18 protein-coding genes and 1 riboswitch are annotated in these 23721 nt (G+C 43.5%); of the genes, 6 read left to right on the top strand and 12 right to left on the bottom strand.

Annotated features, from left to right (window positions below; translation table 11 throughout):
• Window positions 1–6: 6 nt before the first annotated feature.
• Both VB775_RS13405 and ruvC read right to left on the bottom strand, forming a co-directional pair.
• Complete coding sequence (locus VB775_RS13405; RefSeq protein ID WP_281009249.1) at window positions 7–594, bottom strand: cold shock domain-containing protein; 588 nt, start codon at window positions 592–594, stop codon at window positions 7–9.
• 221 nt (window positions 595–815) lie between these two features.
• Window positions 816–1283, bottom strand: a complete 468-nt coding sequence (ruvC, locus tag VB775_RS13400; RefSeq protein ID WP_281009250.1) for a crossover junction endodeoxyribonuclease RuvC — start codon at window positions 1281–1283, stop codon at window positions 816–818.
• A gap of 306 nt (window positions 1284–1589) precedes the next feature.
• On the opposite strand from ruvC, the gene gyrB reads away from it, so the two are divergent.
• Window positions 1590–4829: a DNA topoisomerase (ATP-hydrolyzing) subunit B gene (gyrB, locus tag VB775_RS13395; protein WP_281009251.1), complete on the top strand. Its 3240-nt coding sequence runs from the start codon at window positions 1590–1592 to the stop codon at window positions 4827–4829.
• Window positions 4830–5143: 314 nt separating this feature from the next.
• On the opposite strand, the gene cobG is transcribed toward gyrB, so the two are convergent.
• The 5 genes from cobG to mutS form a co-directional block, all read right to left on the bottom strand.
• Window positions 5144–6622 carry a precorrin-3B synthase gene (gene cobG, locus VB775_RS13390; protein WP_281009252.1) on the bottom strand — a complete coding sequence of 493 codons (1479 nt, stop codon included), beginning with the start codon at window positions 6620–6622 and terminating at the stop codon, window positions 5144–5146.
• A gap of 127 nt (window positions 6623–6749) precedes the next feature.
• Window positions 6750–7790, bottom strand: coding sequence for a cobalamin biosynthesis protein CobW (gene cobW, locus VB775_RS13385; RefSeq protein WP_281009253.1), 1041 nt, complete (start codon window positions 7788–7790; stop codon window positions 6750–6752).
• A 90-nt stretch (window positions 7791–7880) separates the two neighbouring features.
• Window positions 7881–8555, bottom strand: a complete 675-nt coding sequence (locus VB775_RS13380; RefSeq protein WP_281009254.1) for a HupE/UreJ family protein — start codon at window positions 8553–8555, stop codon at window positions 7881–7883.
• A gap of 22 nt (window positions 8556–8577) precedes the next feature.
• Window positions 8578–8800, bottom strand: a riboswitch (cobalamin riboswitch).
• Window positions 8801–9044: 244 nt separating this feature from the next.
• Window positions 9045–10304, bottom strand: a complete 1260-nt coding sequence (locus tag VB775_RS13375; RefSeq protein WP_281009255.1) for a late competence development ComFB family protein — start codon at window positions 10302–10304, stop codon at window positions 9045–9047.
• A 459-nt stretch (window positions 10305–10763) separates the two neighbouring features.
• On the bottom strand, window positions 10764–13451 hold the full coding sequence (mutS, locus tag VB775_RS13370; protein ID WP_281009256.1) for a DNA mismatch repair protein MutS: 2688 nt from the start codon (window positions 13449–13451) through the stop codon (window positions 10764–10766).
• A gap of 231 nt (window positions 13452–13682) precedes the next feature.
• Here mutS and VB775_RS13365 point away from each other — a divergent pair, with 231 nt between their 5' ends.
• Window positions 13683–14765 carry a metallophosphoesterase family protein gene (locus tag VB775_RS13365; protein WP_281009257.1) on the top strand — a complete coding sequence of 361 codons (1083 nt, stop codon included), beginning with the start codon at window positions 13683–13685 and terminating at the stop codon, window positions 14763–14765.
• A 424-nt stretch (window positions 14766–15189) separates the two neighbouring features.
• Complete coding sequence (locus tag VB775_RS13360) at window positions 15190–15819, top strand: Crp/Fnr family transcriptional regulator (protein ID WP_281009258.1); 630 nt, start codon at window positions 15190–15192, stop codon at window positions 15817–15819.
• Between the two features lie 199 nt (window positions 15820–16018).
• Here the strand turns inward: VB775_RS13360 and VB775_RS13355 are convergent, their stop codons facing one another.
• From VB775_RS13355 to ffh, 5 genes are all read right to left on the bottom strand, one after another.
• Window positions 16019–16570: a 50S ribosomal protein L25/general stress protein Ctc gene (locus VB775_RS13355; RefSeq protein ID WP_281009259.1), complete on the bottom strand. Its 552-nt coding sequence runs from the start codon at window positions 16568–16570 to the stop codon at window positions 16019–16021.
• A 130-nt stretch (window positions 16571–16700) separates the two neighbouring features.
• Window positions 16701–18014: an adenylosuccinate synthase gene (locus VB775_RS13350; protein ID WP_281009260.1), complete on the bottom strand. Its 1314-nt coding sequence runs from the start codon at window positions 18012–18014 to the stop codon at window positions 16701–16703.
• Between the two features lie 117 nt (window positions 18015–18131).
• Window positions 18132–19148 carry an NAD(P)/FAD-dependent oxidoreductase gene (locus VB775_RS13345; protein WP_281009261.1) on the bottom strand — a complete coding sequence of 339 codons (1017 nt, stop codon included), beginning with the start codon at window positions 19146–19148 and terminating at the stop codon, window positions 18132–18134.
• Between the two features lie 84 nt (window positions 19149–19232).
• The gene (locus VB775_RS13340; RefSeq protein ID WP_281009262.1) at window positions 19233–20105 is read right to left on the bottom strand and encodes an isoaspartyl peptidase/L-asparaginase; all 873 of its coding nucleotides are present in this window, start codon (window positions 20103–20105) and stop codon (window positions 19233–19235) included.
• Between the two features lie 215 nt (window positions 20106–20320).
• Window positions 20321–21754 (bottom strand): signal recognition particle protein, encoded by a 1434-nt coding sequence (gene ffh / locus VB775_RS13335; protein WP_281009263.1) that lies wholly within the window; start codon window positions 21752–21754, stop codon window positions 20321–20323.
• Between the two features lie 226 nt (window positions 21755–21980).
• Between ffh and VB775_RS13330 the strand changes: the two genes are divergently transcribed.
• The 3 genes from VB775_RS13330 to VB775_RS13320 all read left to right on the top strand — a co-directional run bounded on the left by VB775_RS13330 (window position 21981) and on the right by VB775_RS13320 (window position 23609).
• Window positions 21981–22577 (top strand): hypothetical protein, encoded by a 597-nt coding sequence (locus tag VB775_RS13330; RefSeq protein ID WP_281009264.1) that lies wholly within the window; start codon window positions 21981–21983, stop codon window positions 22575–22577.
• Window positions 22578–22740: 163 nt separating this feature from the next.
• On the top strand, window positions 22741–23313 hold the full coding sequence (locus VB775_RS13325; protein ID WP_281009265.1) for a Uma2 family endonuclease: 573 nt from the start codon (window positions 22741–22743) through the stop codon (window positions 23311–23313).
• Between the two features lie 113 nt (window positions 23314–23426).
• Window positions 23427–23609, top strand: a complete 183-nt coding sequence (locus VB775_RS13320) for a hypothetical protein (protein ID WP_281009266.1) — start codon at window positions 23427–23429, stop codon at window positions 23607–23609.
• Window positions 23610–23721 lie beyond the last annotated feature (112 nt).

Raw genomic sequence — 23721 nt, 5'->3', positions numbered from 1 at the left:
CTTCTTTTATCTCGGTGCTTTCTTCCAACCATTAGCGATCGCCTCAGCCTCTGTGCAGAACCATCGCTCTCCTTTGCTGACATCAATGTTGGTTATAGCGTAATCTTCCATGTTTGGCAGATGATATAACTTACTCCCTGAACTGACAGAAATATTGCCTTTAATATTGCAACCACGCATAAAGTTCATGGCAGGAGAAATTAAGCTAATCCCTAAGCCAATCAAAAATATGACAGGGATCACCTTCTGTATTGCTCCATGCGTATTGAGCTTGTTGATTTGTGTATTTCTATTTATTTGTTTACCTGTAGATTGCTTATTAGACGTTTGATTAGAATTACGCAATCTTTGATTTGATCCTGTAGGTTGGTTGAGTACACCTTGAATTGAAGCTTTAGAAGCCCGTATTTTTCCGTTTTCTTCGGTAACTTTTTCGTAAAAGATAGTATCTCCCACGATGGGACGACGACTTGCACCTTTTAACACACTGATATGTAAGAAAACTTCTTTACTCCCATCATCAGGTTTAATAAATCCAAACCCTCGATCATCTTTCCAAGTTGTTAATTGCCCCTGATGTGGAAAAGATTGCATAAAATATCGTTATTTTGTCTTTTTTCTAGATTAACCCAAAATGTCAATTTGTGATAATTACCTTAGTAATAGCAGTAATTATCATTATGAAACCGACTTTAGAGTTTACTTTGGCGATGTAAACTCTAAAGTCGGTTTTTGCAAGTCAGCCATTGGCGGACTTGCAAAAACAATTTTTATAAAGAGAATTGCTGCTTGTATAGGGACTTATACTTTTTCCCCTAAGCAATTAGCCAACAAGTGAGTGCCGCCGCGATCGCATCCGCCGCATCATCAGGACGTGGAATCGCATCAAGACTTAACTCCCGCTTTACTGCTTCCTGTACATCACTTTTATCAGCATTGCCATGACCAGTGAGAGCTTGCTTGATCTGTGGTGGAGAAAACTCAATCGGTTCAATATTGTGTTGATTGAGAACTAATACGATTACGCCTCTAGCTTGAGCCACATTTACCAAGTTTCCCATTCGATAAAAGAATAACTTTTCCATTCCCACCACTTGCGGTTGGAACTGCTCGATCAGCGTATGCATATCTTCATAAATAGTCTTAAGGCGATCGCCAATCGGTGTTTGCTTCGGTGTCACAATTGTGCCAAATTCTAAGAGTTTTGGTGTGGCAGGTTTGTCAACCTCAATTAAGCCAAACCCCACAATTGCCAATCCTGGATCAATCCCTAAAATTTTCATATTAGCAATCCTAGCAGAATCTTTGCCCACAACACATAAATCCTCAAAACAGAAGGTCTTGCGAAACCTCACTATCAGTCTTAAAGATCTAGATTGAGATTTTTATTGTCTACATGTGTCGTGTAAAAACTTAATCTAAGATGGTTTTGAGATATCTGTAAGGCTTTTAAGCTATAATGGCAGAGTGTTTTTGAGTCTTTATTCAAAAGACATCCTAAAACACCATCAAAAGCGCCCCTAAAATCATTTTTTAGAGCTTTAAAAAAATCCATAAAAGCGACATAATTTTTGGAGTTGTTTACCTTCATGCCTGAGATCGTTACAGAAACTTACAATGCCAATCAGATCCAAGTACTTGAGGGTCTAGAAGCAGTTCGTAAACGACCTGGGATGTATATCGGCACAACTGGGCCAAAAGGATTACATCACCTCGTTTTTGAGGTCGTTGACAACAGCGTAGACGAAGCCCTTGCAGGACATTGCGATCGCATTTTAGTTGAGCTTCTGCCCGATGGCTCTGTACAAGTCTCCGACAATGGGCGCGGTATCCCCATTGACATTCACCCCAAAACTGGTAAATCAGCCCTCGAAACTGTACTGACTGTTCTCCACGCTGGTGGTAAATTCGGCGATGGCGGCTATAAAGTATCAGGTGGTTTACATGGTGTCGGAATTTCCGTAGTTAATGCCCTATCGGAATGGGTGGAGGTATCAGTATGGCGCTTGGATACAGTCTATACCCAAAGATTTGAGCGCGGTTTTCCTGTTAGCGATCTCATCCCTAGCAAGAGTCAAGAAACAAGGCGCGGTACACAGGTGCGTTTCAAGCCTGATCCGCAAATCTTCACTACTCAAACTGAATTTGAATACGACATTCTCGCTAGCCGCCTCAAAGAGCTTGCCTATCTCAATGCTGGCGTAAAAATCGAATATTGCGATCGCCGTGGTGCAGAACTTCGCACCGATATCTATTGTTATGAAGGTGGTATTCGCGAATACGTCGCCTACATGACCCGCGACAAGGAACCGATTCATACTGACATTATTTATGTGAATGGTGAACGCGATAATGTGGTGGTGGAAGTTGCTTTGCAATGGTGCATTGACTCCTACAACGATAATGTTCTCGGTTTTGCCAATAACATCCGCACCATTGATGGTGGTACGCACCTTGAGGGTCTAAAAACGGTTTTGACCCGCACAATGAATGCCACAGCACGCAAGCTGAAAAAGCTCAAAGATGGCGACTCAAATCTGGCTGGGGAAAACGTCCGTGAAGGTCTAACGGCGGTGATTTCGGTCAAAGTTGGCGATCCAGAATTTGAAGGGCAAACTAAAACTAAACTAGGCAATACTGAAGTGAGAGGTATTGTTGATTCCTTTGTGGGTGAAGTTCTCAATGAATATCTTGAGTTTCATCCTGCGGTGGCAACTTCGATTATTGAGAAAGCGCTACAAGCCTTTAACGCTGCGGAAGCCGCCCGTCGCGCCCGTGAGCTAGTCCGTCGGAAATCCGCCCTAGAGTCTTCGACCTTACCTGGAAAGCTTGCCGATTGTAGTTCTCGCGATCCCAAAGAATCCGAAATCTTCATTGTTGAGGGAGATTCTGCAGGCGGCTGTTTTGAGGGTGACACGCTCGTTGCCTTAGCTGACGGACGAAATATTAGTTTCAAGCAACTGGTAGAAGAAGAACAGTCTGGCAAGCAAAACTTCTGCTATACGATTCGCAACGATGGCACGATTGGAGTTGAGCGGATTATCAATGCCAGAATTACTAAGCAAAATGCTGAGGTAATTCGTGTCACTTTAGATAATGGTAAGCAGCTAATTTGTACGCCTGATCATCCTTTTATGCTGCGCGATCGCACCTACAGGGCGGCGGCTGAACTGACAACTGAAGATTCTTTAATGCCGCTCTATCGCAAGCTTTCCAGTAAAGCAGATAAGGGTATTACCATTGATGGTTACGAGATGGTGTGGAATCCCAAATCTGATGGTTGGTTGTTCACGCACATGATCGCAGATTGGTATAACCGCTATCAAGGTGCTTACCAAGCCGAAGATGGAGAACATTGTCATCATCTTGATTTCAATAAACTTAATAACAATCCAACTAATCTCAAACGTTTACCAAAGTTAGAGCATTTGCAATTGCATCAAGTTCACATTGCCAAAACCTTGCATCGTCCTGAAGTCATCGAGAAATGTCGTCAATTAAAAACTACGGCGGAATTTCGCGATCACATGAGTCAGAGAATGCAAGAACCTGCAACCAGAGAAATCCTCTCGCAACAGGCAAAAGCACAGTGGCAAGATGCTGAATACAAAGCCTATATGACTGCGAAGTGGCGTGAATTTTATGAGGGCAATCCTGATTATAAACAACAAAATTACCAGCAGTTAGATCAAAGTCAGCGCGAATATTGGAGCAATCCTGAACATCGTCAGCAGCAATCTACAAGAACAAAAGAATTTTTCGCCCAAAATCCTGAAGCAAAACAACGTTTATCAGAAATTGCCCAACAACAATGGCAAGATAGCGATTTGATCGATTGGCGGCGTGTAAAAACTCAAGAGCAATGGACAGATAGCTTTAGGGCGAAACGTAAAGCTGCCTTGCAACAAACCTACTACCGCAAAACCTTAGCTGCCCTTAAGCAAGTTGCAATTGAGAATGGTTGTCTTGATTTAGATGCCTATCGTGCTCATCGGATTGATACCCGCGATAAATCTCTTCTGAAATTTGAGACATTCTGCGATCGCTATTTTGAAGGTAATTCTGAACTTGCGATTGAGGCGGTTGCTAATTACAATCACCGCATTGTCAAGATTGAGAATCTAACCGAGCGCATTGATGTTTATGACATCGAAGTGCCAAACACTCACAACTTTGCGCTTGCTAGTGGTGTATTTGTACATAACAGCGCTAAGCAAGGACGCGATCGCCACTATCAGGCAATTCTTCCATTGCGTGGTAAAGTTCTCAACATTGAGAGAGCCGATGACAGCAAGATTTATAAAAACAATGAAATCCAAGCCCTGATTACAGGTTGCGGGTTGGGGATTAAAGGTGAAGACTTTAATGAGTCCCAACTGCGCTACCACAAAATCATCCTCCTTGCTGATGCGGACGTTGACGGAGCGCACATTCGGACATTGTTGCTGACATTCTTCTATCGCTATCAGCGAGAATTGCTTGATCGCGGCTTTATCTATATTGGATGTCCTCCACTATATAAATTAGAGCGTGGTAAAACCGCTCAGTACTGCTATAGCGATAACGACTTACAGAAATTAATTGCCACCTTCCCACCCAATGCGAATTACAACATTCAGCGCTTTAAAGGTTTAGGCGAAATGATGCCTCAACAGCTATGGGAAACGACAATGAACCCAGCCACGCGATCGCTCAAACGTCTCACCATCGAAGATGCTGCCGAAGCCGATCGCATCTTCACGATTTTGATGGGTGATAAAGTTGCGCCACGCCGTGAGTTTATTGAAACCTATGGTTCCAAACTAGGACTTGCGGACTTGGATATCTAAATAAAAAAGGCGGCGCAATGCGCCGCCTTTTTTATTGATTGACTGATGTTACGTGGAACTCAGATAATGAACCTCTTGCTGCTAGCTAATAGCGAAGCAGGGCAACCACGGGGGGATTGCCCCTACTCCAATAATTTAGATTTTTGTAGGGGCTGTGCCCCCGTGCCAGCCCTAGACTTAGATGATCGTAGGAATTCTATCCACGTAATACCAATTCACGAAAGTGTGGCAACACTTTTGTGAATTAAAAACCAAACCCAGTAAGGGTTTTAAAAACACAAAATGGCTACGCCATTTTGTGTTTTGGTATAACATCAGTGATTGATAAATCCTCTAAAAGTTTGTGTAGAATTTTGACGCTGAGTTTGATAGTTCCGCAATAGCTGTTCTACTAACTCAGGTAATTTGTCAGCAGGATATTCCGCATATACTTCTCTACCAAAATTAGAATCACCATCACCTACATAAACTCTATAAGTCTCTGTATTAGTTCCGCCCATTCCAACCACAGCAATATCACTGGGATGGTGCTGAGCGCAAGACTTTTCACAGCCTGAAACATGGATATTGATCGGTTGATCAAGTTGCATACAGCTTTCTAGATAAGTGGCAATCTTCTTAGCATCTGACTGGGTATCAGTATGAGCAGATTTACATCCTTTATAACCAGAACAAGCAGCGATCGCAGCATAGGGATGATGAGCCGAAATATATAAGCCTAAATTCAAGATCTCCTGCGTTACCTGCTCAAGATCAGCTTCCGCAATATCCGTAATCAGCAGATTTTGCCAAGGCGTTAACCGCAAAGCTCCACCACCATATTGTTTAGCAAGATTACTTAGACCAGTGAGTTGCTGAGAAGTTAACCTTCCCAATGGAACAACCACACCAATATAGAAAAGCCCCGATTGTTTTTGAGAATGAATTCCCAAATGTTGAAAAGACTCTCTCTCTAAGTGGGAACTTATTGCTTCGTTTAGAGGTGTGATCCCCCTGCCTTCGGCATCCCCCTTGGGAAGGGGAACTTCTAAAGCCCCCCTTCCCAAGGGGGGTAGGGGGGATCTTAGTTTCTCTTCAACTAGATCAAGATACTTTTCCACGCCCCAATCATGCAGCAATTCTCGTAATCTCGGAGGACGCGATCGCGAATGTGTTTTCTGCTCTAGCTGTTGCTGCGTATATTCTCGATAAACTTCTGTTAGTGCCGCAAGAACTTCTAAGACTTGGTTTTCAGGGATTAACACATTCACTGATGCTGGCGAATCGCCGCGATCGCCTAATCCTAAAAGCAAATCAAAATAAATCTCTTGATCAATTTCAACCGCTACCAAACAAATATCATTAGGGAGATCGCTAACCCTAATCGCTTCACCACCATCAAAACAAATACTAAATTTATTAGAAAGAATCGCTAGTTCGGGATGCTGTAATAGATAGAAATTCCATGCTTTAACCAATGGAATTGTATTGATTTTTGCGTGAGCATCAATCCCAGCGCTAGGACTAGCCATCATATTCCGCAAGCCGTCGGTGCTTTGGGTGCTAGAAGCAAGTCCATAATCTTGAAAATCTAGTAGCACTTCTTCGGGCAAAGCTTGACTAGTGCGGATTTGCAGATTTGCACGATTAGTAATTTGGATTTCGTCATTACCAAATTGATTGACTACCTGTAGTAGCGCTTCGCACTGAGTAGAAGTAATTAATCCCGCAGGTAAACGGATACGCGAAAGAATGCCATCTTGAGCAGTGGTGGCATTAAAGAGACTGGGACAAATAGCTGTAGTAGATTGCAATTGAGAATATTCCAAAAAAATATAGATGTCGCCCTCACCCCTAGCCCCTCTCCCAATGGGAGAGGGGAACATGAAAAGCTATTTCTCCCCCTCTCCCAATGGGAGAGGGGGCAGGGGGGTGAGGGTCTTATAAACTTAGCGCCGCTTCAATTTGCGATCGCTCTAAAGATTGACCGATAAATACCAAACGGGTTTGGCGAGTTTCATCACTAGCCCATAGGCGATCATAGGAAGTCTCAAGGCGATCGCCTACGCCTTGCAACACCATTCGCATCGGCTTATTCGGGACATTGACAAATCCCTTAATGCGATAGATTTCCTGATCGGCAATCGCTTGTTTTAGCGATGTTAATAACTGAGTCGGCTCAAAGGCGCGATCGGTCACGATATTAATCGAATTAATATCATCATCATGCTCATGTTCTTCTTCATGGTCATGATGGCTAGGACGAGAATCGAGATTATCCTCAACCGCAGCATTGAAGCCCAATAGAATCTCAGAGCTAATTTTGCCTTCATCACAAGCAATTACCTTAACGCCATCGCGCAATTCTTGCTTGAGCCATGAATGGACTTTATTTTGAGCGTCAGCATCCACCAAATCAGTTTTCGTTAATAAAACCAAATCGGCACAGGCTAACTGATCTTCAAATAGTTCTTCAATGGGAGTTTCATGATCAAGATTGGGATCTTCCTGACGTTGAGCATTGAGCGCATCCAGATCGCCTACCAATTTGCCACTAGCAACTGCCTCGCAATCCACAACGGCGATCACACCATCAACCGTTGCACCATTACGAATCTCTTGCCAACGGAAGGCTTGGATTAAGGGTTTGGGTAATGCTAAACCAGATGTTTCGATGAGAATACAATCAATGCGATCGCGTCTTTTCAATAGTTCCTGCATCGTTGGCAGAAACTCTTCCTGCACGGTGCAGCAAAGACAGCCATTGGTCAATTCCACAATATTCGGTGTAACCTCTGTGCCATCTTCATCGCAAACGCGACAAGAACGCAGCAAATCACCATCAATGCCGATCTCGCCAAATTCATTCACCAGTACAGCAATGCGCCGACCTTGATTATTTTGTAACTGCTCTCGAATGAGGGTAGTTTTGCCACTACCTAAAAAGCCAGTAATCACAGTTACAGGTATTTTCGCTGCCATAATTTGTCTCTAAGAATTTTAAAAAGCCCACATTTTTATAGATTGCGAAGTAGGGGCAATTCACGAATTGCCCCTACTTCGCAAAATAATCTAACCCTTAGGCACAGGGAGCAGTAGAGCAGAAATATTCGAGGCTAAAAATGTAGCTCCAATTCCGCAAATGACTAGACCTGCTGATTTGAGGCTAGGTGATACTTGAGAGAAATCACCTTTGAGGACTTTCTGACCAACCAAAAAAGCGGAACCCGAAATAACTAGTTGAATTAAGGTAAACCCAACTAAATAGGAAACTAAAGCGGTAGTCTGTGCGCCAAAAATTGCTTCCCCATAGGCATGACCATGAAATAGCCCTGAGACTGCGGATAAAGCAATCATCACTAATGCATTAGGGCTATTTTTGGTGGTTAGAAAAACGCCAAATAGCAAAATCGAAGCTGGAACCACTAGCTCGACTACGGGCAAATTAACACCCATGAGGTGCAGTCCAGTACCAAGCATTGCCGATAAAACAAAGAATAGGGGAATTAAGAAACCTTGAGGCTTGACTGCTGCAAATAAACCTACAGCCACAATAAAAGCAAGGTGGTCAAGCCCAATTACAGGGTGAGCCAATCCTGACATGAAGCCCTCAAAAAAGTTGCTAGGAACTCGTCCGCCCATCGGATGGTGCGCTGATGCAGGGCTAGCAAATACTAAAAAGCTAAAACCAAAGGCGATCGCTAATGCTTTAGCTTGAACTGAGGCAAAAATTTTAGATAAATTCATACTCTGTAACTCGCAGATATGGACAAATTAAACTAGTTCTAGCGGGCATCCTGACTTTAAGTACCTGAGTTGATTTTCCTGAAGGGAAAATCAACTTAAAAACAACATATTTAGAATTTGTTGTCTGGTTTTGAAATTAGCGTTAGCTAATTTCAAAACCCCTTAAGTACCTTTACAGTTGCGGTACAGCGTTGGACTTTCACCAAACTTTCCCCATGATTAAAACTAAGCAAATACAAATAATCTACTTAATTTCACTTTTTTAACGGCTGATCCCCGTTAAAGCTAGAACAGCCCTATGACTCTACAATAAGTCGTATACCTTACGAACAAATCTTCACAGATTTATACCAATTCACAAAAGTGTTGCTACACTTTCGTGAATTAAAAACAAAACCCAATTCATAGCAAAACACAAAATAGCTACGCCATTTTGTGTTTTGCTATGAATTGGTATTACGTATGATGAAGAACGCACAATTTAACAATTTATATAATTCCATCAGCAGCCATTTCTTCGCGGGTGTAATTAATCGAAAAATCTAAGAAAAAACCATAAAGCTCAATCTCAGCAACCGCAGGGAAAAGGCGTAAAGTACTGACACCCAAGTTTTTTGGGTTATCTGCTAGCCAACCAAAAGCTTCTTTAGTATGTGCGCGTACTATTAAGACCTCTCCCTCTGAATTATGGCTAAGAGATAGCTCAGCATCCCCCGGACGTAAATACATTTCACTATAAATTTGACCCAACATTCGCCATTGTTGTCGCCAATAAGTCATTCCCTGCCTCTCATGATCGATCGCATATTCCGCTAGGTTTGCGATATTCCGCCATGTAATATCTTCCCTTTGAAAAATTAAACGTAGTTCACTAATAGCTTGTTCACATTCTTCTTCAAACTTGAGTAATGGAATCGGATCGGCGAGACGACGAGGGGTTTTTCCTAAAGTCATGAGTGACTGAATCACAGTTGATTCAATCTGACTAGATAGCTGCTCTTTAACCTTTTTAGTTTGCCAGATTACACCTTGTTCAGAGGTAGCATACAAAGCGGGTAGACGATTTAGTACGTATGCACATACATCATCAATTCCCACTTTTCGTGGCATAACATTTGCCATGTGGGTCAATTGACTTTTTACTTCTTGTTTTACTAAATCTTCTAAAACATTGATTAGGAAATAAGAAGCGGAAAGAATATAGGATTTTAGTTCAGGATTGGGTAATTCTACGTTGTTTTGCCAAGACTGGAGATCAGTCTGATGGGATTCTTTACGCTGTAAATAGCCCTTAATTTCTCGTAATCGATGGCGATCGTTAATACTTAGACTCGCATATTCTGGTGTGTGACTAACTAATGTGAGTGCTTCCTGAAAAGCTTGTGGGACACCCTGCCATTGCAAAGAAGACTTGCTAAAAAGTTTTTGTAGCTTTGCCAGAATATGGGCAGGGGTTTCAACTTTACTAGCCTCAATTTTGGTTGATTTCCGCAAAGGATCACGCTTTACGCCCAGCAGGGCTTGCTGTACTGCGCTAACAGTCTGCTGCTGTAGTTCGTTGTAGGCGCGTTTGCGCTGTTGCAGCCATCCTCGACTCGTACTTGCATAGAGTACTGGCAAGCGATTGAGGGCAAAGGCTGCTACCTCGCTAATGCTAATTGCTTCGCGGGCGGTGGGGCTGAGGTGCTTGAGTTGTTCTTGCACCTCTACGACAACGATCTCCTCAAGGACATTTTTGAGGCTAGTCATAGGTTTTGCTGCTAGAAATTTTACGTTTGATAGCCTGTATAAATATTAATGTCAGTATCAAGTCAGTATCAAATTGATGAATAATTTATAGTAATTTATGATCGGATCAATAATTAGATTTTATTGAACGTACTACAAAAGAGATACTTTCAACAAAATATATCCATTCCTTCAGCAGAAATTACTGTAATTAGTCATTTATTATGTTTTACATAGCGTTTATTAAGTCTAGTGAAGTACGGGTTTGTTTCCCCACCTTCGGCGGGGAAACAAACCTGTTTACCTCGCTTACTTGAAAAGCGCTATATGTTGATTTAAATGATTTTTTTAAGACAATTAAACTGAGCTATTAAAATATATCTAATACTAACTTGCCCAAATTTATAGCAATTTATAGCAAACTTTAAAAGTCTCGAAAAGTAGAGATGGATGAATCTTACTCAAACTATCATATTTAGTCTATGGAGAATGAGTATCAAAAATTGTCATTTGCGCTTCTTGGGGTAAATCTTTAGCCAATTTTAATGAAGACTTTGGTGAGCGATCGCCTGATTGACTATTTGCTTTAGTCGATCCACCTGATCTCAAGCCCGTAGCAATGTGACTATTTTTAGCAATTTGTTCTAAAACTTGCTTAGCACGACTAATCACACTCGCAGGCAACCCTGCTAAACGCCCCACCTCAATACCATAGGAACGATCTGCGCCGCCTTCTTGGACTTGATGTAAGAAAATGATTTCATCTTCTAGTTCTTTGACCGTAACTTGGAAATTGGCAACATTGGGAAGCAGACTCGCGAGTTCATTGAGTTCATGGTAATGGGTAGCAAAAATACCGCGTGCTTTGATCTTATTGGCGATATATTCAGCGACTGACCAAGCGATCGCCATGCCATCAAAGGTGGAAGTACCGCGCCCAATTTCATCGAGTAATACCAATGAATGATCCTTTGCATGATTGAGAATATTTGCGGTTTCATTCATTTCCACCATGAAAGTGGATTGACCTGTGGCAAGATCATCCACTGCACCGACACGGGTAAATATGCGATCGCATACACCTAACGTTGCGGATTCCGCAGGGACAAAACTGCCTACTTGCGCCATTAATTGAATTAGTCCCACTTGCCGCAAATAGATACTTTTGCCGCTCATGTTTGGCCCTGTTAAGACGATTAAATCTGGGCAGTCTGGATTCTGGACTTCATGACCTAAATAGGTAGAATTAGGAACAAAGAAACCTGCGGGAAGGGACTGCTCAACTACGGGATGACGACCGTTGTGAATAGCGATCGCGCGATCGCTGGTAATTTGGGGACGACAATAGTTATAGGTCACAGCAACTTCAGCGAGACTACACAACACATCGGCAGCAGCGAGGGCGGCGGCGAGGGTTCGCATTGGTTCAATATGTTTAGCGGTGAGTAACCTTAACTCCACAAACAGATCATATTCCAATTGCTTCAATTCACTATCGGAATTAAGAATCCTTGTTTCGCGCTCTTTTAGTTCAGGTGTAATATAACGCTCTTCATTAGTCAGGGTTTGCTTACGGATGTAATCAGCAGGAGCTTGTTCACTCTTGCCACGAGAGATACTGATGTAATAGCCAAAAGCTTTATTAAAGCCAACTTTGAGCGTATTAATACCAGTGCGTTCCTTTTCCTGCTTCTCAAAAGTTGCTAACCATTCCACATCATCGCGACTTTGTTGGCGCAGGCGATCAAGTTGTTCATTGACTCCTGAACGAATAATATTTCCTTCGGTAATGTAAATTGGCGGTTCTTCAACGAGAGTTCTTTGTAATTGATCCCCCAGTTGTAATAGTTCCGATGGTACGGACTGCAAAGCTTTTAAATATCGAGAATTGGATCTCGCCACCACATCCGCAACATCACGCATTCTTTCTAGTGATACTGCGACAGCAATTAAATCGCGTCCATTTGCTGTACCTGCACCAATTCGACTACATAAACGCTCGATGTCATAGATTTGACTCAGACAACTTCTTAAGTTCTTGCGTAGAGAATGTTGCTTTAGGAGTTCTGTAATTGTATCGAGACGTTCATTGATCGCGTTGATATCTTTAAGTGGTTGCAATAGCCAACGGCGCAAGGCTCGGCTACCCATGCCCGTGGTGGTTTTGTCTAGCGCCCATAGGAGTGAACTATAGTAAGTGCCGTCACGCACGGTTTGCGTAATTTCGAGATTGCGGCGTGTTTGATTATCCAGAATTAAGTAATCAGCGATCGCATAGGTGGAAATCCCTTGCAATGGCATTTTTACGCTTTTTTGAGTGGATTCCAGATATTCTAAAATCCCTCCTGCGGCTCTAATTGCTAGAGGTAAAGACTTACAGCCAAAGCCCTCAAGCGATCGCACTCTAAAGGTATCGAGAATTCTCTGTTTGGCTTCAGCTAAGGCAAAGGCAGATTGCGATCGCGGCGTGTAGCAAAAGCTTTCAGGTAAGGCGTTATAGGGTTCAGGTAAACTCGATTGTTTTGTTTGGGAAATTCCTTCCCAAAAAGCTTGCGTTTTCTCCGCCTTATAACCACGAAACAATTGTGGATTAGGAACATCAATGGGAATAAGAACTTCCGCAGGTTGTAAACGTAATAATTCTTGAATTAAATGTTCAGTGCTATTTAACTGGGTGACCGAAAACTCACCTGTGGAAATATCGGTATAGGCTAAGCCCCAATTTTCGCCCCCATTAGCGATCGCCACCAAAAAATTATTTTTTTTCGCCGCCAGCATTCCCTCTTCGATCACGGTTCCGGGGGTAATTACCCTTGTAACTTCGCGCCTTACTAGACCTTGTGCCTCTGAAGCTGCTTCCATCTGATCGCAAACGGCGATCGAGTAGCCTTTTTCAACTAACTGATTAGCATAGCGATCGAGGGCATGGTGCGGAATTCCTGCCATGGCGATGCGCCCGATCGCTTTACCACCATCACGCCCCGTTAGCACTAATTCCAATTCCCGCGAAATTAGTTCTGCATCCTCAAAAAATGCTTCAAAGAAATCTCCCAATCGATACAACATCACCGCATGGGGATATTGCTCCTTCATTTCGATATAGTGCAGCATCATTGGTGTGAGGGCAGCACGATTAACTAGAGCCGACGATAGAGCTAGTTCAGCCATTCAAATTTGGATCTTGAAACAATGTAACCAAACCATTGTAAACGGCATTTTGTCTTTGTATAGCTGTCGCCAGTCTTGTTAAGACGCAAACCCAAAAGACGAGTTGCGGCGCTTCGCGCCGCAACTCGTCTCTAATACAAATGGTGAAAGCTATATAACGGCGATCTTGCGATCGCCTATATCTAGCTATACTCTATAATCAAAGGGTAATTACTCATGGTTTGGATCTAGGTGGCACTTAAGTTTAAATTTGCGATCGCCTCCGATTTGCATATCGCATTGCCCCATACGATTTGGCAACATCCTGCGCGATTTCACCTCGTTGAGTACAGCATCTCCGCCTTTGAAGAAGTGCTGTCGCAACTGGCTAACCTAGACTTAGACTTTCTACTTTTACCAGGGGATCTCACCCAGCATGGAGAACCAGAGAACCATCAATGGTTATCGGAGCGACTCGCGAAACTTCCCTATCCTGTCTATGTGATTGCGGGAAACCATGATGTACCAAGAATCGATACCTTTGATAAATTCTCTCCTCACTATACCAAGTTTGGCTTTGAGCATGGACTTAGTGAACCAAATAAACTTTATTATGAATGCGAAGTATTACCTAAAGTTCGTCTAATTGGATTGAACTCTAATCAATTTGATGCTGATGGACAACAAATTGGCTGGATCGATGATGAGCAGTTAATTTGGTTGCAATCGGTTCTTGAAAATCAAGACTATGAATTGAACTTAGTGACAATTCATCATAATGTGTTGGAACACATGCATGACCAATCCCGCAATGCTCTCGGTAAGCGCTATATGCTGGGCAATAATGAGCGGCTATGCAAAGTTTTACATCAGGCAAATGTGAAGTTAGTCTTTACTGGGCATCTCCATGTGCAGGATGTTACCTATAGCGATCGCTACGATCTCTATGACATCACTACGGGTTCTCTGGTGAGCTATCCTCACCCTTACCGCGTTCTCAATTACATTTCTGATGCAGCAGGCGATCGCCTAGAAATAGAATCTTTTCGCGTCAAGTCAATTCCTGAGCAAGCTGATCTATTACATTTCTCACGGGAATGGATGGGAAATCATTCCCATCCGTTTGTTCTGAGATTACTAACTCATCCGCCTCTCAATTTGCCTGTAGAGTTAGCGGAAACCTTAACACCACAACTTCGTTATTTTTGGGCATATATTGCTGATGGTGATGCCAAATTTGAGTTTCCTAACTTTCCGCCAGTAGCTAAAGAGTATTTTGAAGCATTTAGCGATATTCCACCCAAAGACAACAACATTACGCTAGTTCTTAACTGATGTTACATGGAACTCAGATAATGAACCTCTTGCTGCTAGCATAACAGGACGTGAGTTCGATATAGCCATTTGCGGCGTGCTTCGCACGCCGCAAATGGCGAAAAATGGTAAGAATCGCTTAGCGATTCTTACCATTTTTCGCTTTCGTCGAACTGACGTTAACAGGGCAACCACGGGGGGCTTGCCCCTACCTGTAAATTTTAGATCTTGTAGGGGCTGCGCCCCCGTGCCAGCCCTAGACTTACGCCATCGCAAGAATTCCTTCCACGTAACATCAGTTATTAAATAATAAAGTGTGAAGCGGTGCAAAGCACCCCTTCACATTCTGCAAGAATTTAAGAATAATTTATTGATTAGATAAACTAGGCTTAACCCGATAGTGTCGAGAAGCACATAGGATCACTAATGTGTACCTCACGCTTTTATGACATATACGTTCTCAAGTTTTGATCTTAACTCCACCCATTCTGTAACCGATTGGCGGCGATCGCTCGAAGAGATTTATCGCGGTCGTACCATGCACACTTACAAGAGTGGACAAATTATTCCCATGTATCCGCATGAAGTATGGGTGGTTTGTCGTGGTGTTGTGCAACTAAATACCCTGCATCCGTCAGGCGATGAAGTTTTGGTTGGCTTTGCAGTACAAGCAATGCCCTTTGGCTTGCCATTAACAAACCTTGAACCTTATCAAGCGATTTCCCTATCAGATGTTGACTTAATGAGGTTTACCTTAATTGAGCTAGAACAATCACCTCAGCTTTATCATGGCATTTTGCAACATCTCAATCGTCGACTTCAGCAAACGGAAGCTTTGCTAGCGCTAGTTAGTAATAAACGGGTAGAAGAGCGTCTCCGCCAAATTCTGCTTCTGCTTAAGCAAGAAGTTGGCATCCCTGTTGACGGTGGAACTCGCCTGACTGTGCGTCTTACGCACCAGCACCTTGCTAGTGCGATTAGCAGTACCCGCGTCACTGTTACTAGAGCGATGAAATTATTACAGGATGAAGGATGGTTAAAAGTCGATCGCGATCGGCATATCGTTCTTGTATAGCAATCATAAACCCTCTAATACCAATTCACGAAAGCGTAGCAACACTTTTGTGAATTGAAAACCAAACCCAGTAAGGGTTTTAAAAACAAAAAATGGCTACGCCATTTTTTGTTTTGGTATAAAAGTTGATAGGCGGCGCGAAGCGCCGCCTATCAACTTTTAAAGAAATAAAAAAAAGGGCGCGAAGCGCCCCTTTTTTTTATTTCTTGAGAATGGTAACAACGAGAGCAGTGCTTTCGGTTACAGGTTTAACGCCTTCAGGGTAGTTAATTTCGCTAACATGCACACCCTTACCGATTTCCAGAGGGGTAATATCGATTTCAAAGCTTTCAGGGATATTGCTTGGAGCGCAAGATACACGCACATAATTCTTGATTGTGTCCACGGAGCCACCGCCAACTTTTACGCCTACAGGTACGCCTACGAAGTGCAAAGGAATGTCTACTTCGATCTTCGACTGAGCCTCGATCGCAAAAAAGCTAAGGTGATAAATAGAGTTTTTGTAAGGATGATTTTGAACTTCACGCAATAGTGTTTTGCCTTTGAAATCACCATCGGTTACATTTACTTCGATCATTGTGTTATTGATCGTAGCTTCGCGAAGTAAGGTAGTTGCTTCTTTAGCATCTAGAGCGATCGAGATTGACTCAGATCCTTTGTGTCCATATACAGTCGCAGGGATTTGACCACCGCGACGAAGAGCGCGATTGTTGGCTGGGGGACGAGTAGTAGCGTTAATTTGTAGTTGCATTTTGGTAATTGGTGATTGCTTAATGGCTTTTAGCCGTTAGCGATTAGCTATTGGCTTTTAATTTGTAGTTGTCATTGCCTAGATTTAACCCAGAAGCTAAAAGCTAAAAGCTAGAAGCTGAGTGCTAAATCTAAGCTCTCAACAAACCGCGTTTTGGACCATGAATGGGGTCTTCCACGATAATGGTTTGTCCTCGGCTTGCGCCTAGAGAGATGATCGCGATCGGAGTCCCAGTCAAGTCAGCTAGAAACTTAAGATATTCCTTGGCTTCGGTGGGTAACTCTTCAACGGTTTTACATTCGCTAGTAGATCGCTTCCATCCAGGTAAGGTTTCATAGATGGGGATCGCTCTAGCAAAAGCTCGTGCGTCACTGGGGAAGTCACGGGTAACTTTGCCATCGAGTTCGTAGGCGGTACAAACTTTGATTTCTTCGAGATCGTCGAGTACATCAAGCTTGGTGACCGCAAGGCAGTCCAGCCCATTGATCCGCACTGCATAACGACCGATTACGCCGTCAAACCAACCACAACGACGCTTGCGCCCTGTGGTTGTGCCAAATTCTGCACCAATCTCGCCGATGTGATTGCCAATTTCATCGTGCAACTCGGTCGGAAAAGGACCTTCCCCAACGCGAGTTGTGTATGCTTTGGCTACACCAATCACGCGATCGATGCAGGTTGGTCCCACGCCAGCGCCGATGCAAGCACCACCTGCAACGGGATTTGATGAGGTGACGTAGGGATATGTGCCATGATCGAGGTCAAGCAATGTTCCCTGTGCGCCTTCAAACAAAATATTGCGACGTTCACGGATAGCTGCGTCGATCTTGAGCGAAGCATCAACTACGTGGGGACGGAGGCGATCGGCATAGCCGCGATATTCTTCAATGATCGCTTCGGCATCAAGTGGTTCTAAATTATATAGCTTTTGTAAAACAATGTTTTTCTGTTCGATCGCCCAACGGAGCTTTTTAGCTAGGCGCTTTTCGTCCATTAAGTCAATCATCCGAATACCTACACGCTCGGATTTGTCAGCATAGGTAGGTCCGATACCACGCCCTGTTGTACCAATTTTGTGTTCGGCTCGCTGATCCTCTGAGGCGCGATCTAACACACGATGGTAAGGCATGGTCACATGGGCGGTTTCGGCAATAAATAGGTTTTCTGTTGATATACCCAAATCTTTGAGTCGATCCACTTCTTCAAGAAGCACCTTCGGATCGATCACTGTGCCACTGGCAATGATGCATTCCGTTTTGGGATACAGGATTCCCGAAGGAATCAGGTGTAGCTTAAAGGTGCGATCGCCAACGACGACCGTATGTCCTGCATTATTACCGCCTTGGTAGCGAACAACGACATCTGCGGAGCGGCTCAGCAAATCGGTGATTTTGCCTTTACCTTCATCACCCCACTGTGCCCCAATAACAATTACATTAGCCAAGAGTCTTGCTGCTCAATAAAATCTCACAATTGCCAATTATCACAAAAGATTGTATTGATTGTCAATCACTTTCTCTAAAAATAAAGGGCGTGCTTTGCACGCCCTTTATTTTTAGGTTTAAACTTTGAGTAATTCGATCGCTGACTCTGCGGCGGCAATACCTGAATGATAAGCAGCTTCAATATTTTTGCCAGCACACCAGTCACCTGCACAGACAAGCGCCAAAGGAATCGCTGTGGATAGGCAAGAAACCCCTAAAGACTCTTCGGCGAGCGCGTAGCGCCAACGATGCACTTGCCACCATTCGGGGCTAGCTAGCCATTTTGCCAATAGTCTCCCCACTTGATTGAGCAAAGGCTTACCCGCGATTTCCAAATCAGGCTCCTCCATTGATTGTTTGGCAAATTCGGCAGTACTTTGCAAGACAAAGACAGGTTGTATGGCTTTGTCTGCATGTTTGCTACTGTCGTAGCTAATCCAATCAAGAATGGGATCATCGATACATCTAATTGCTTGCCACTCGGATGGCACTGAGTTACTGGCATTGTAACCAGCCATGATCGTCACACTGGGGGCAAATTTGACTGATTGGACAGCTTGCAGAAAGCTCGGTGCTAAGGTCAGAACCTCTTCAAATAAAGGTAAAAATTGAGGGGCGGGTATGGTTGAAATAATCGCCGAAGTTTCGAGAGTTTCTTGGCGATCAGTTACTAATTGCCATTTGGTATCGTTGTGGCTGACCCCAACGATGCGAGCATTGTTAATGATCGGAATTTCCATGGCAAGGGATTTGGCGATCGCCGTCATTCCTCTTGGGCAGCAATAGCGTGCATGTCTGGCATCGGCATCAGGAGGACGCAAGCCAGATGACGATAGTTGATAGACATTGCGCGTCCACTCTTGAACAATGCCTTTTTCTTGGAGTTTGCGAACAAATCTCCCGAAACTGTCACTTTTCACAGATATGAGTTGTGCGCCATGATCGACCCAAGTACCTTGCAAACGTCTAGTTGCCATTCGTCCGCCCACACCTGCTGACTTCTCAACAATGGTGACATCTAGCCCCGCTTGCTTTAGTTGTTGAGCGCAGGTTAATCCTGCCATCCCTGCGCCGATCACAATTACATCTTTCATACAGTTTCAGTTCATGCCTCTTGAAGAGCTTAGCTCATCTTGATCGTGATTTTAAAGTTAAGGTGAGCTACGCTCACCTTAACTTTAAAGTGTATCTTGCATCTTTTCGCCATCATGGTATGCAGCGAACAATACGGGACAGGTCTTGCCCCATGCGATCGCCCCCGTAGCATCCAGACAAATTGCACCAAAATCGCGATCGCGACTTTTCGCTTCATTGATTGATTTTTCGACAGCTTGCTGAAGTGTCATACCATCAGTAACACGCACCACCACTCTAGTCGCAAAGCCTTCATCAAGAATGTCTTCACCGACACCCGTACAGCTTACACCAGCAAATTTAGTGGCATAGTTACCCGCAGGGGTTGCCGAGTCGCTAACTCTACCAATACGCTCAAAGCCACGTCCACCTGTGGATGTCCCCACGCAAATGCTGCCATATTGATCCAAGACCACTGCGCCGATAGTTCCCATCGCCACATCTGCCATTTTGCGAGTGAAGTTAGTTTTGCGCTCCTCTACCCATTCGGCAAGACGTTCATCGGTGAGGGGATTGTAAATCGGAATGCCTAATTCGCGAGTGAGTTCCGCCGAGCCGTAATCAGAGAGAACGCGATCGTCGCTAGTCTGCAAATGCTTAGCGAGATCAATGGGATTTTTGACTCTTGCGGTATTGATGACACCGCTAAAACTTTGGCGATCGCCGTCCATAATCGAAGCACTCATCCGCACTTGACCATCGGACTGTAAAACCGATCCAGTCCCCGCATTAAATCGCGGATCGTCTTCGAGCATTTGACAAGCCTTGACGACAGCATCGATCGCTTTCACGCCATCAAGGAGCATCGGATAAACGTTTTCCAGAACCGCAAATAGAGATTTGCGGACAGGTTCATAGCCGCCTTTACTTTCGACAGTGCTACCCGCACCGCCATGAATGATGATTTTTGGTTGCATTTAGTTTGGTAATTGATGATTGATTAAGCCATTTATGTAGGGGCAAAGCATTCCCGCAGAAATTGATAAATTTTCAGATCCTTTGAATTTGGGAATGCTTTGCCCTTAATCTCAAAACGCAGGGATAATTGATCAGTTAAAGCAAAGAGGGTTGAGCATTTGCGAATTGAGGTTTTGGTGGAGAGTTTGGAGATAGTCGCGCAAATGCTAAACCCCTACAACTCGCCAAATCCCTTTTTCTTTTTTTTCTTCTTGCCATAAACAGGATTACCTGATGGGGCTTGGTTGCCCATACCACCCATTCCAGGGAATCCGCCGCCGCCCATGTTGGGCATTCCAGGGAAGTTGGGCATTTTGCCTTGTCCCATTTGTTGCATCAAGGCTCTCATCTTTTGGAAATCTGCAACGAGCTTAGTCACATCCTGAAGTTTATAACCAGCGCCGTTCGCAATTCGTTGTTTGCGGCTCGGACTTTTAGCAATTAGGTCGGGATCTTTGCGCTCCTGTTTAGTCATCGAAGAAATCATCGATTCACAACGCTTGAGTTGCTTTTCAGCCTCTTGGATTTGGGCATCATTGATTTTCATGCCAGGCAGCATCTTCAACATTCCACCGAAGGAACCCATGTTTTTCATCATGCGGGTATTCTTTAGGAAGTCGTCAAAGTCAAACTTAGCGCTCAGAATTTTCTCTTGAAGCTGCGCGGCATCAGTAAGATCAATTTCTTCTTGCGCTTTCTCAACTAGCGTCAGCACATCGCCCATGCCCAAAATCCGCGAAGCCATACGCTCAGGATAGAAGGGTTGCAACGCCTCAACTTTTTCACCGACACCGATAAATTTAATCGGCTGTCCCGAAATTTGTCGCACCGATAGCGCTGCACCACCACGAGTATCGCCATCCATCTTGGTCAAGATTGCGCCTGTAACCCCAATCTCATCATGGAATGTACGAGTTAATGTTGCCGCCTCTTGCCCTGTCATCGCATCGACAACCAGCAGCACTTCATCGGGATTAATCGCATCCTTGACGCGCTTGAGTTCATCCATCATGTCGCGATCGATCTGCAAGCGTCCCGCCGTATCGACGATCACGGTATTAACGCCTAATTCCTTCGCCTTTGCCAATCCTTGACGGGCAATCTCTACAGGGTCAGCATCAGCACCCATTTCAAAGACTGGCACATTGATTTGCTTGCCGAGGGTGAGCAACTGGTCGATCGCCGCAGGACGATATACGTCAGTGGCTACGAGTAAGGTAGTGCGCTCTAGTTTGCGTAAATGCAAAGCTAATTTGGCAGTAGCAGTAGTTTTACCCGTACCCTGCAAACCTGCCATCAAAATTACAGTGGGGGCATTGGCAGATTCGGCAAGTGGCACATTTGCCTCGCCCATCGTCCTTACCAATTCGTCATAGACAATCTTGATAAATTGCTGATCGGGGCGTACCCCTGCGATCACGTCAGCGCCTTGTGCCTGTTTGGAGATTTCTTCGACAAATTCTTTGACAACTTGTAGGTTGACATCTGCCTCTAATAGCGCCCTGCGTACTTCGCGAATCGCGCCTTGGATATTGGAGTCAGAGATTTTGTCCTGTCCGCGTAACTTTTTCCAAGCCGCCTCAAATTTATCGGCGATTTCATCAAACATATCTAGTTTTGCTTTTGCTGTTTTTGGTTCTACCTACTAATTTACATTCACCACCGTGACATTGATCCTTAATCTGAGGAAATTGCGTTGGTAAAATGGGTAAACCTTACTCTAGACTTTGCGTTAGTAATGACCATTCTCTATTGACATAGCATATAGCAACGCAAATTCAATACACAATTCCTTGCTAAACTAAGACACTAAAATATATTCTTTTGGAGTCTTCATGGATTACTGGATTGCAGCGATTTGTGTCTATGTTTCATTAGCAAGTGTAACTTTGATCCCTTCTATTCGTAATCTTATTGGAAAAGTTCCTTTACATCCTGGAGGATCGTCTTTCAGTGATTCCGATTACTTTTCTGAACACACAAGAAAGCAGCTTGAACAACATTTTACAAGAATTCAAGGAACGCTGAGATTTTGGAAGAAAAAAGCAGTAATTTATACATCTTTTCATTACTACTGTGTTGTTTGGACAATTCTTTCGTCTTGGGCAGTGCCATTGATTGGCGCAATTACACCACAAGATGGAAATTCAAATGCAAAATGGCTTCTAGTGACAATTTCTAGTCATGTGGCTCTGTCACTAAGTTTTCACCGAGGTCTAAAAGTAGCAGAAGGAATGAAAGCTTTTCGGCTTGGAGAATCAGAGTTTTATGATTTGTATAGAAGATTGCTCGATAGCCCTAAAACTTTTGGAGATAATGAAGAAAAGCAAATAGAGCAATATTTTGCTGAGGTTGCACGTATTCGCAAATTAGTCAGAAGTGCTGAGACGGACAGTCTACCTGATGTTGAGTCAATAAAGGCAATAACTTAAAAGCTGTCACATGAGATTGTCGTCTTAAATATTTTCTCAATATCAACGCTTCGGTCTACAAATGACTAAGGGAGATATATATCCCTTAACAATCAAGAAATCGCCTCACAGTATCTAAAAATTTAAGCTAAAATCATGACGTTAAGCGGTGAGTCTACAAGCCATGATCCAAGCTTTAGCTAAGTCTAATAACGAACATATTGTTAGGCAGTTCGTAACGTGGGAAAAGTTTCAAGCCTTAGAATCTGCTTTTGCGGATATTGATGGTGTGCGCCTGATTTATTGTGAGGGAGTGTTAGAAATTGTGGGTATTGGACGACTGCATGAAATGATCTGTAGTTTGCTTGGGGCATTGCTAATTTCATATTTCACGCTCAAGCGCATTCGGTTTGTGTCTACTGGCGCATATACGCAGTCATTGCAAGGACGCACCAAATTTCAAGCAGATTTGTCCTATAACTTTGATACAGAAAAAGAGATTTCGGATTTGTGTATTGAGGTGGTGGTGACGAGTGGTAATGTCGCTAAGCTTAGAAAATATCAATTGCTAGAGGTTCCTGAAGTTTGGTTTTGGGAAGATGGGAAGATTAGTATTTTTTGCTTGCAGGATGGGGATTATGTGGAGAGTTCCCATAGTTTATGTTTGCCTGATTTGGATATTGGGCATTTGGAACAATGTCTGTTGATGGATTCTCAGTTAGATGCAATGTTGGCTTTGGCTGATAGATACAAATAGGTTTAGGAGCAAAAATTCTGTCAGCAAAATTTTCTAATTTATTTCCAGAGGATTTGCCCAAAGTTATTCAAAGATCGCGATTGGTTTACCGTGATGGCAAATGGATAGAGATAATGTCAAATCAAGAAATTCGCACAGCATCGGGTGTCTATAACTTTGTCACCCAATCTGGGACTATATTTATCCGTAGGGCTAGTGCTAAAGTGGGAAATAGCCTAATCGGTCATGTTGATTTGGCAATGGGTCGTGAGGTGGACTATGCAGGGCGACTCTATTTCTCAGGGGTGCGACCTTGACATAATACGAAGATTGTAGAACAATGAAAGAATAACGAAGGAGATCAAGAAAGAAAATGTCGGCAAAGTTAATAAGTGTAGAAGGCACAAAAGTAAAAATCGAACTTACAAT

Source organism: Pseudanabaena sp. CCNP1317, from assembly GCF_034931345.1.
Classification (GTDB): Bacteria; Cyanobacteriota; Cyanobacteriia; order Pseudanabaenales; family Pseudanabaenaceae; genus Pseudanabaena; species Pseudanabaena galeata.
This window is presented reverse-complemented; position numbering and strand designations above follow the sequence as displayed.

Coding starts and splice junctions, on each gene's coding strand:
- VB775_RS13405 (WP_281009249.1), bottom strand. CDS start 594: ATGCAATCTTTTCCACATCAGGGGCAATTAACAACTTGGAAAGATGAT.
- ruvC (WP_281009250.1), bottom strand. CDS start 1,283: ATGAAAATTTTAGGGATTGATCCAGGATTGGCAATTGTGGGGTTTGGC.
- gyrB (WP_281009251.1), top strand. CDS start 1,590: ATGCCTGAGATCGTTACAGAAACTTACAATGCCAATCAGATCCAAGTA.
- cobW (WP_281009253.1), bottom strand. CDS start 7,790: ATGGCAGCGAAAATACCTGTAACTGTGATTACTGGCTTTTTAGGTAGT.
- VB775_RS13380 (WP_281009254.1), bottom strand. CDS start 8,555: ATGAATTTATCTAAAATTTTTGCCTCAGTTCAAGCTAAAGCATTAGCG.
- VB775_RS13375 (WP_281009255.1), bottom strand. CDS start 10,304: ATGACTAGCCTCAAAAATGTCCTTGAGGAGATCGTTGTCGTAGAGGTG.
- mutS (WP_281009256.1), bottom strand. CDS start 13,451: ATGGCTGAACTAGCTCTATCGTCGGCTCTAGTTAATCGTGCTGCCCTC.
- VB775_RS13360 (WP_281009258.1), top strand. CDS start 15,190: ATGACATATACGTTCTCAAGTTTTGATCTTAACTCCACCCATTCTGTA.
- VB775_RS13355 (WP_281009259.1), bottom strand. CDS start 16,570: ATGCAACTACAAATTAACGCTACTACTCGTCCCCCAGCCAACAATCGC.
- VB775_RS13345 (WP_281009261.1), bottom strand. CDS start 19,148: ATGAAAGATGTAATTGTGATCGGCGCAGGGATGGCAGGATTAACCTGC.
- VB775_RS13340 (WP_281009262.1), bottom strand. CDS start 20,105: ATGCAACCAAAAATCATCATTCATGGCGGTGCGGGTAGCACTGTCGAA.
- ffh (WP_281009263.1), bottom strand. CDS start 21,754: ATGTTTGATGAAATCGCCGATAAATTTGAGGCGGCTTGGAAAAAGTTA.
- VB775_RS13330 (WP_281009264.1), top strand. CDS start 21,981: ATGGATTACTGGATTGCAGCGATTTGTGTCTATGTTTCATTAGCAAGT.
- VB775_RS13325 (WP_281009265.1), top strand. CDS start 22,741: ATGATCCAAGCTTTAGCTAAGTCTAATAACGAACATATTGTTAGGCAG.
- VB775_RS13320 (WP_281009266.1), top strand. CDS start 23,427: ATGTCAAATCAAGAAATTCGCACAGCATCGGGTGTCTATAACTTTGTC.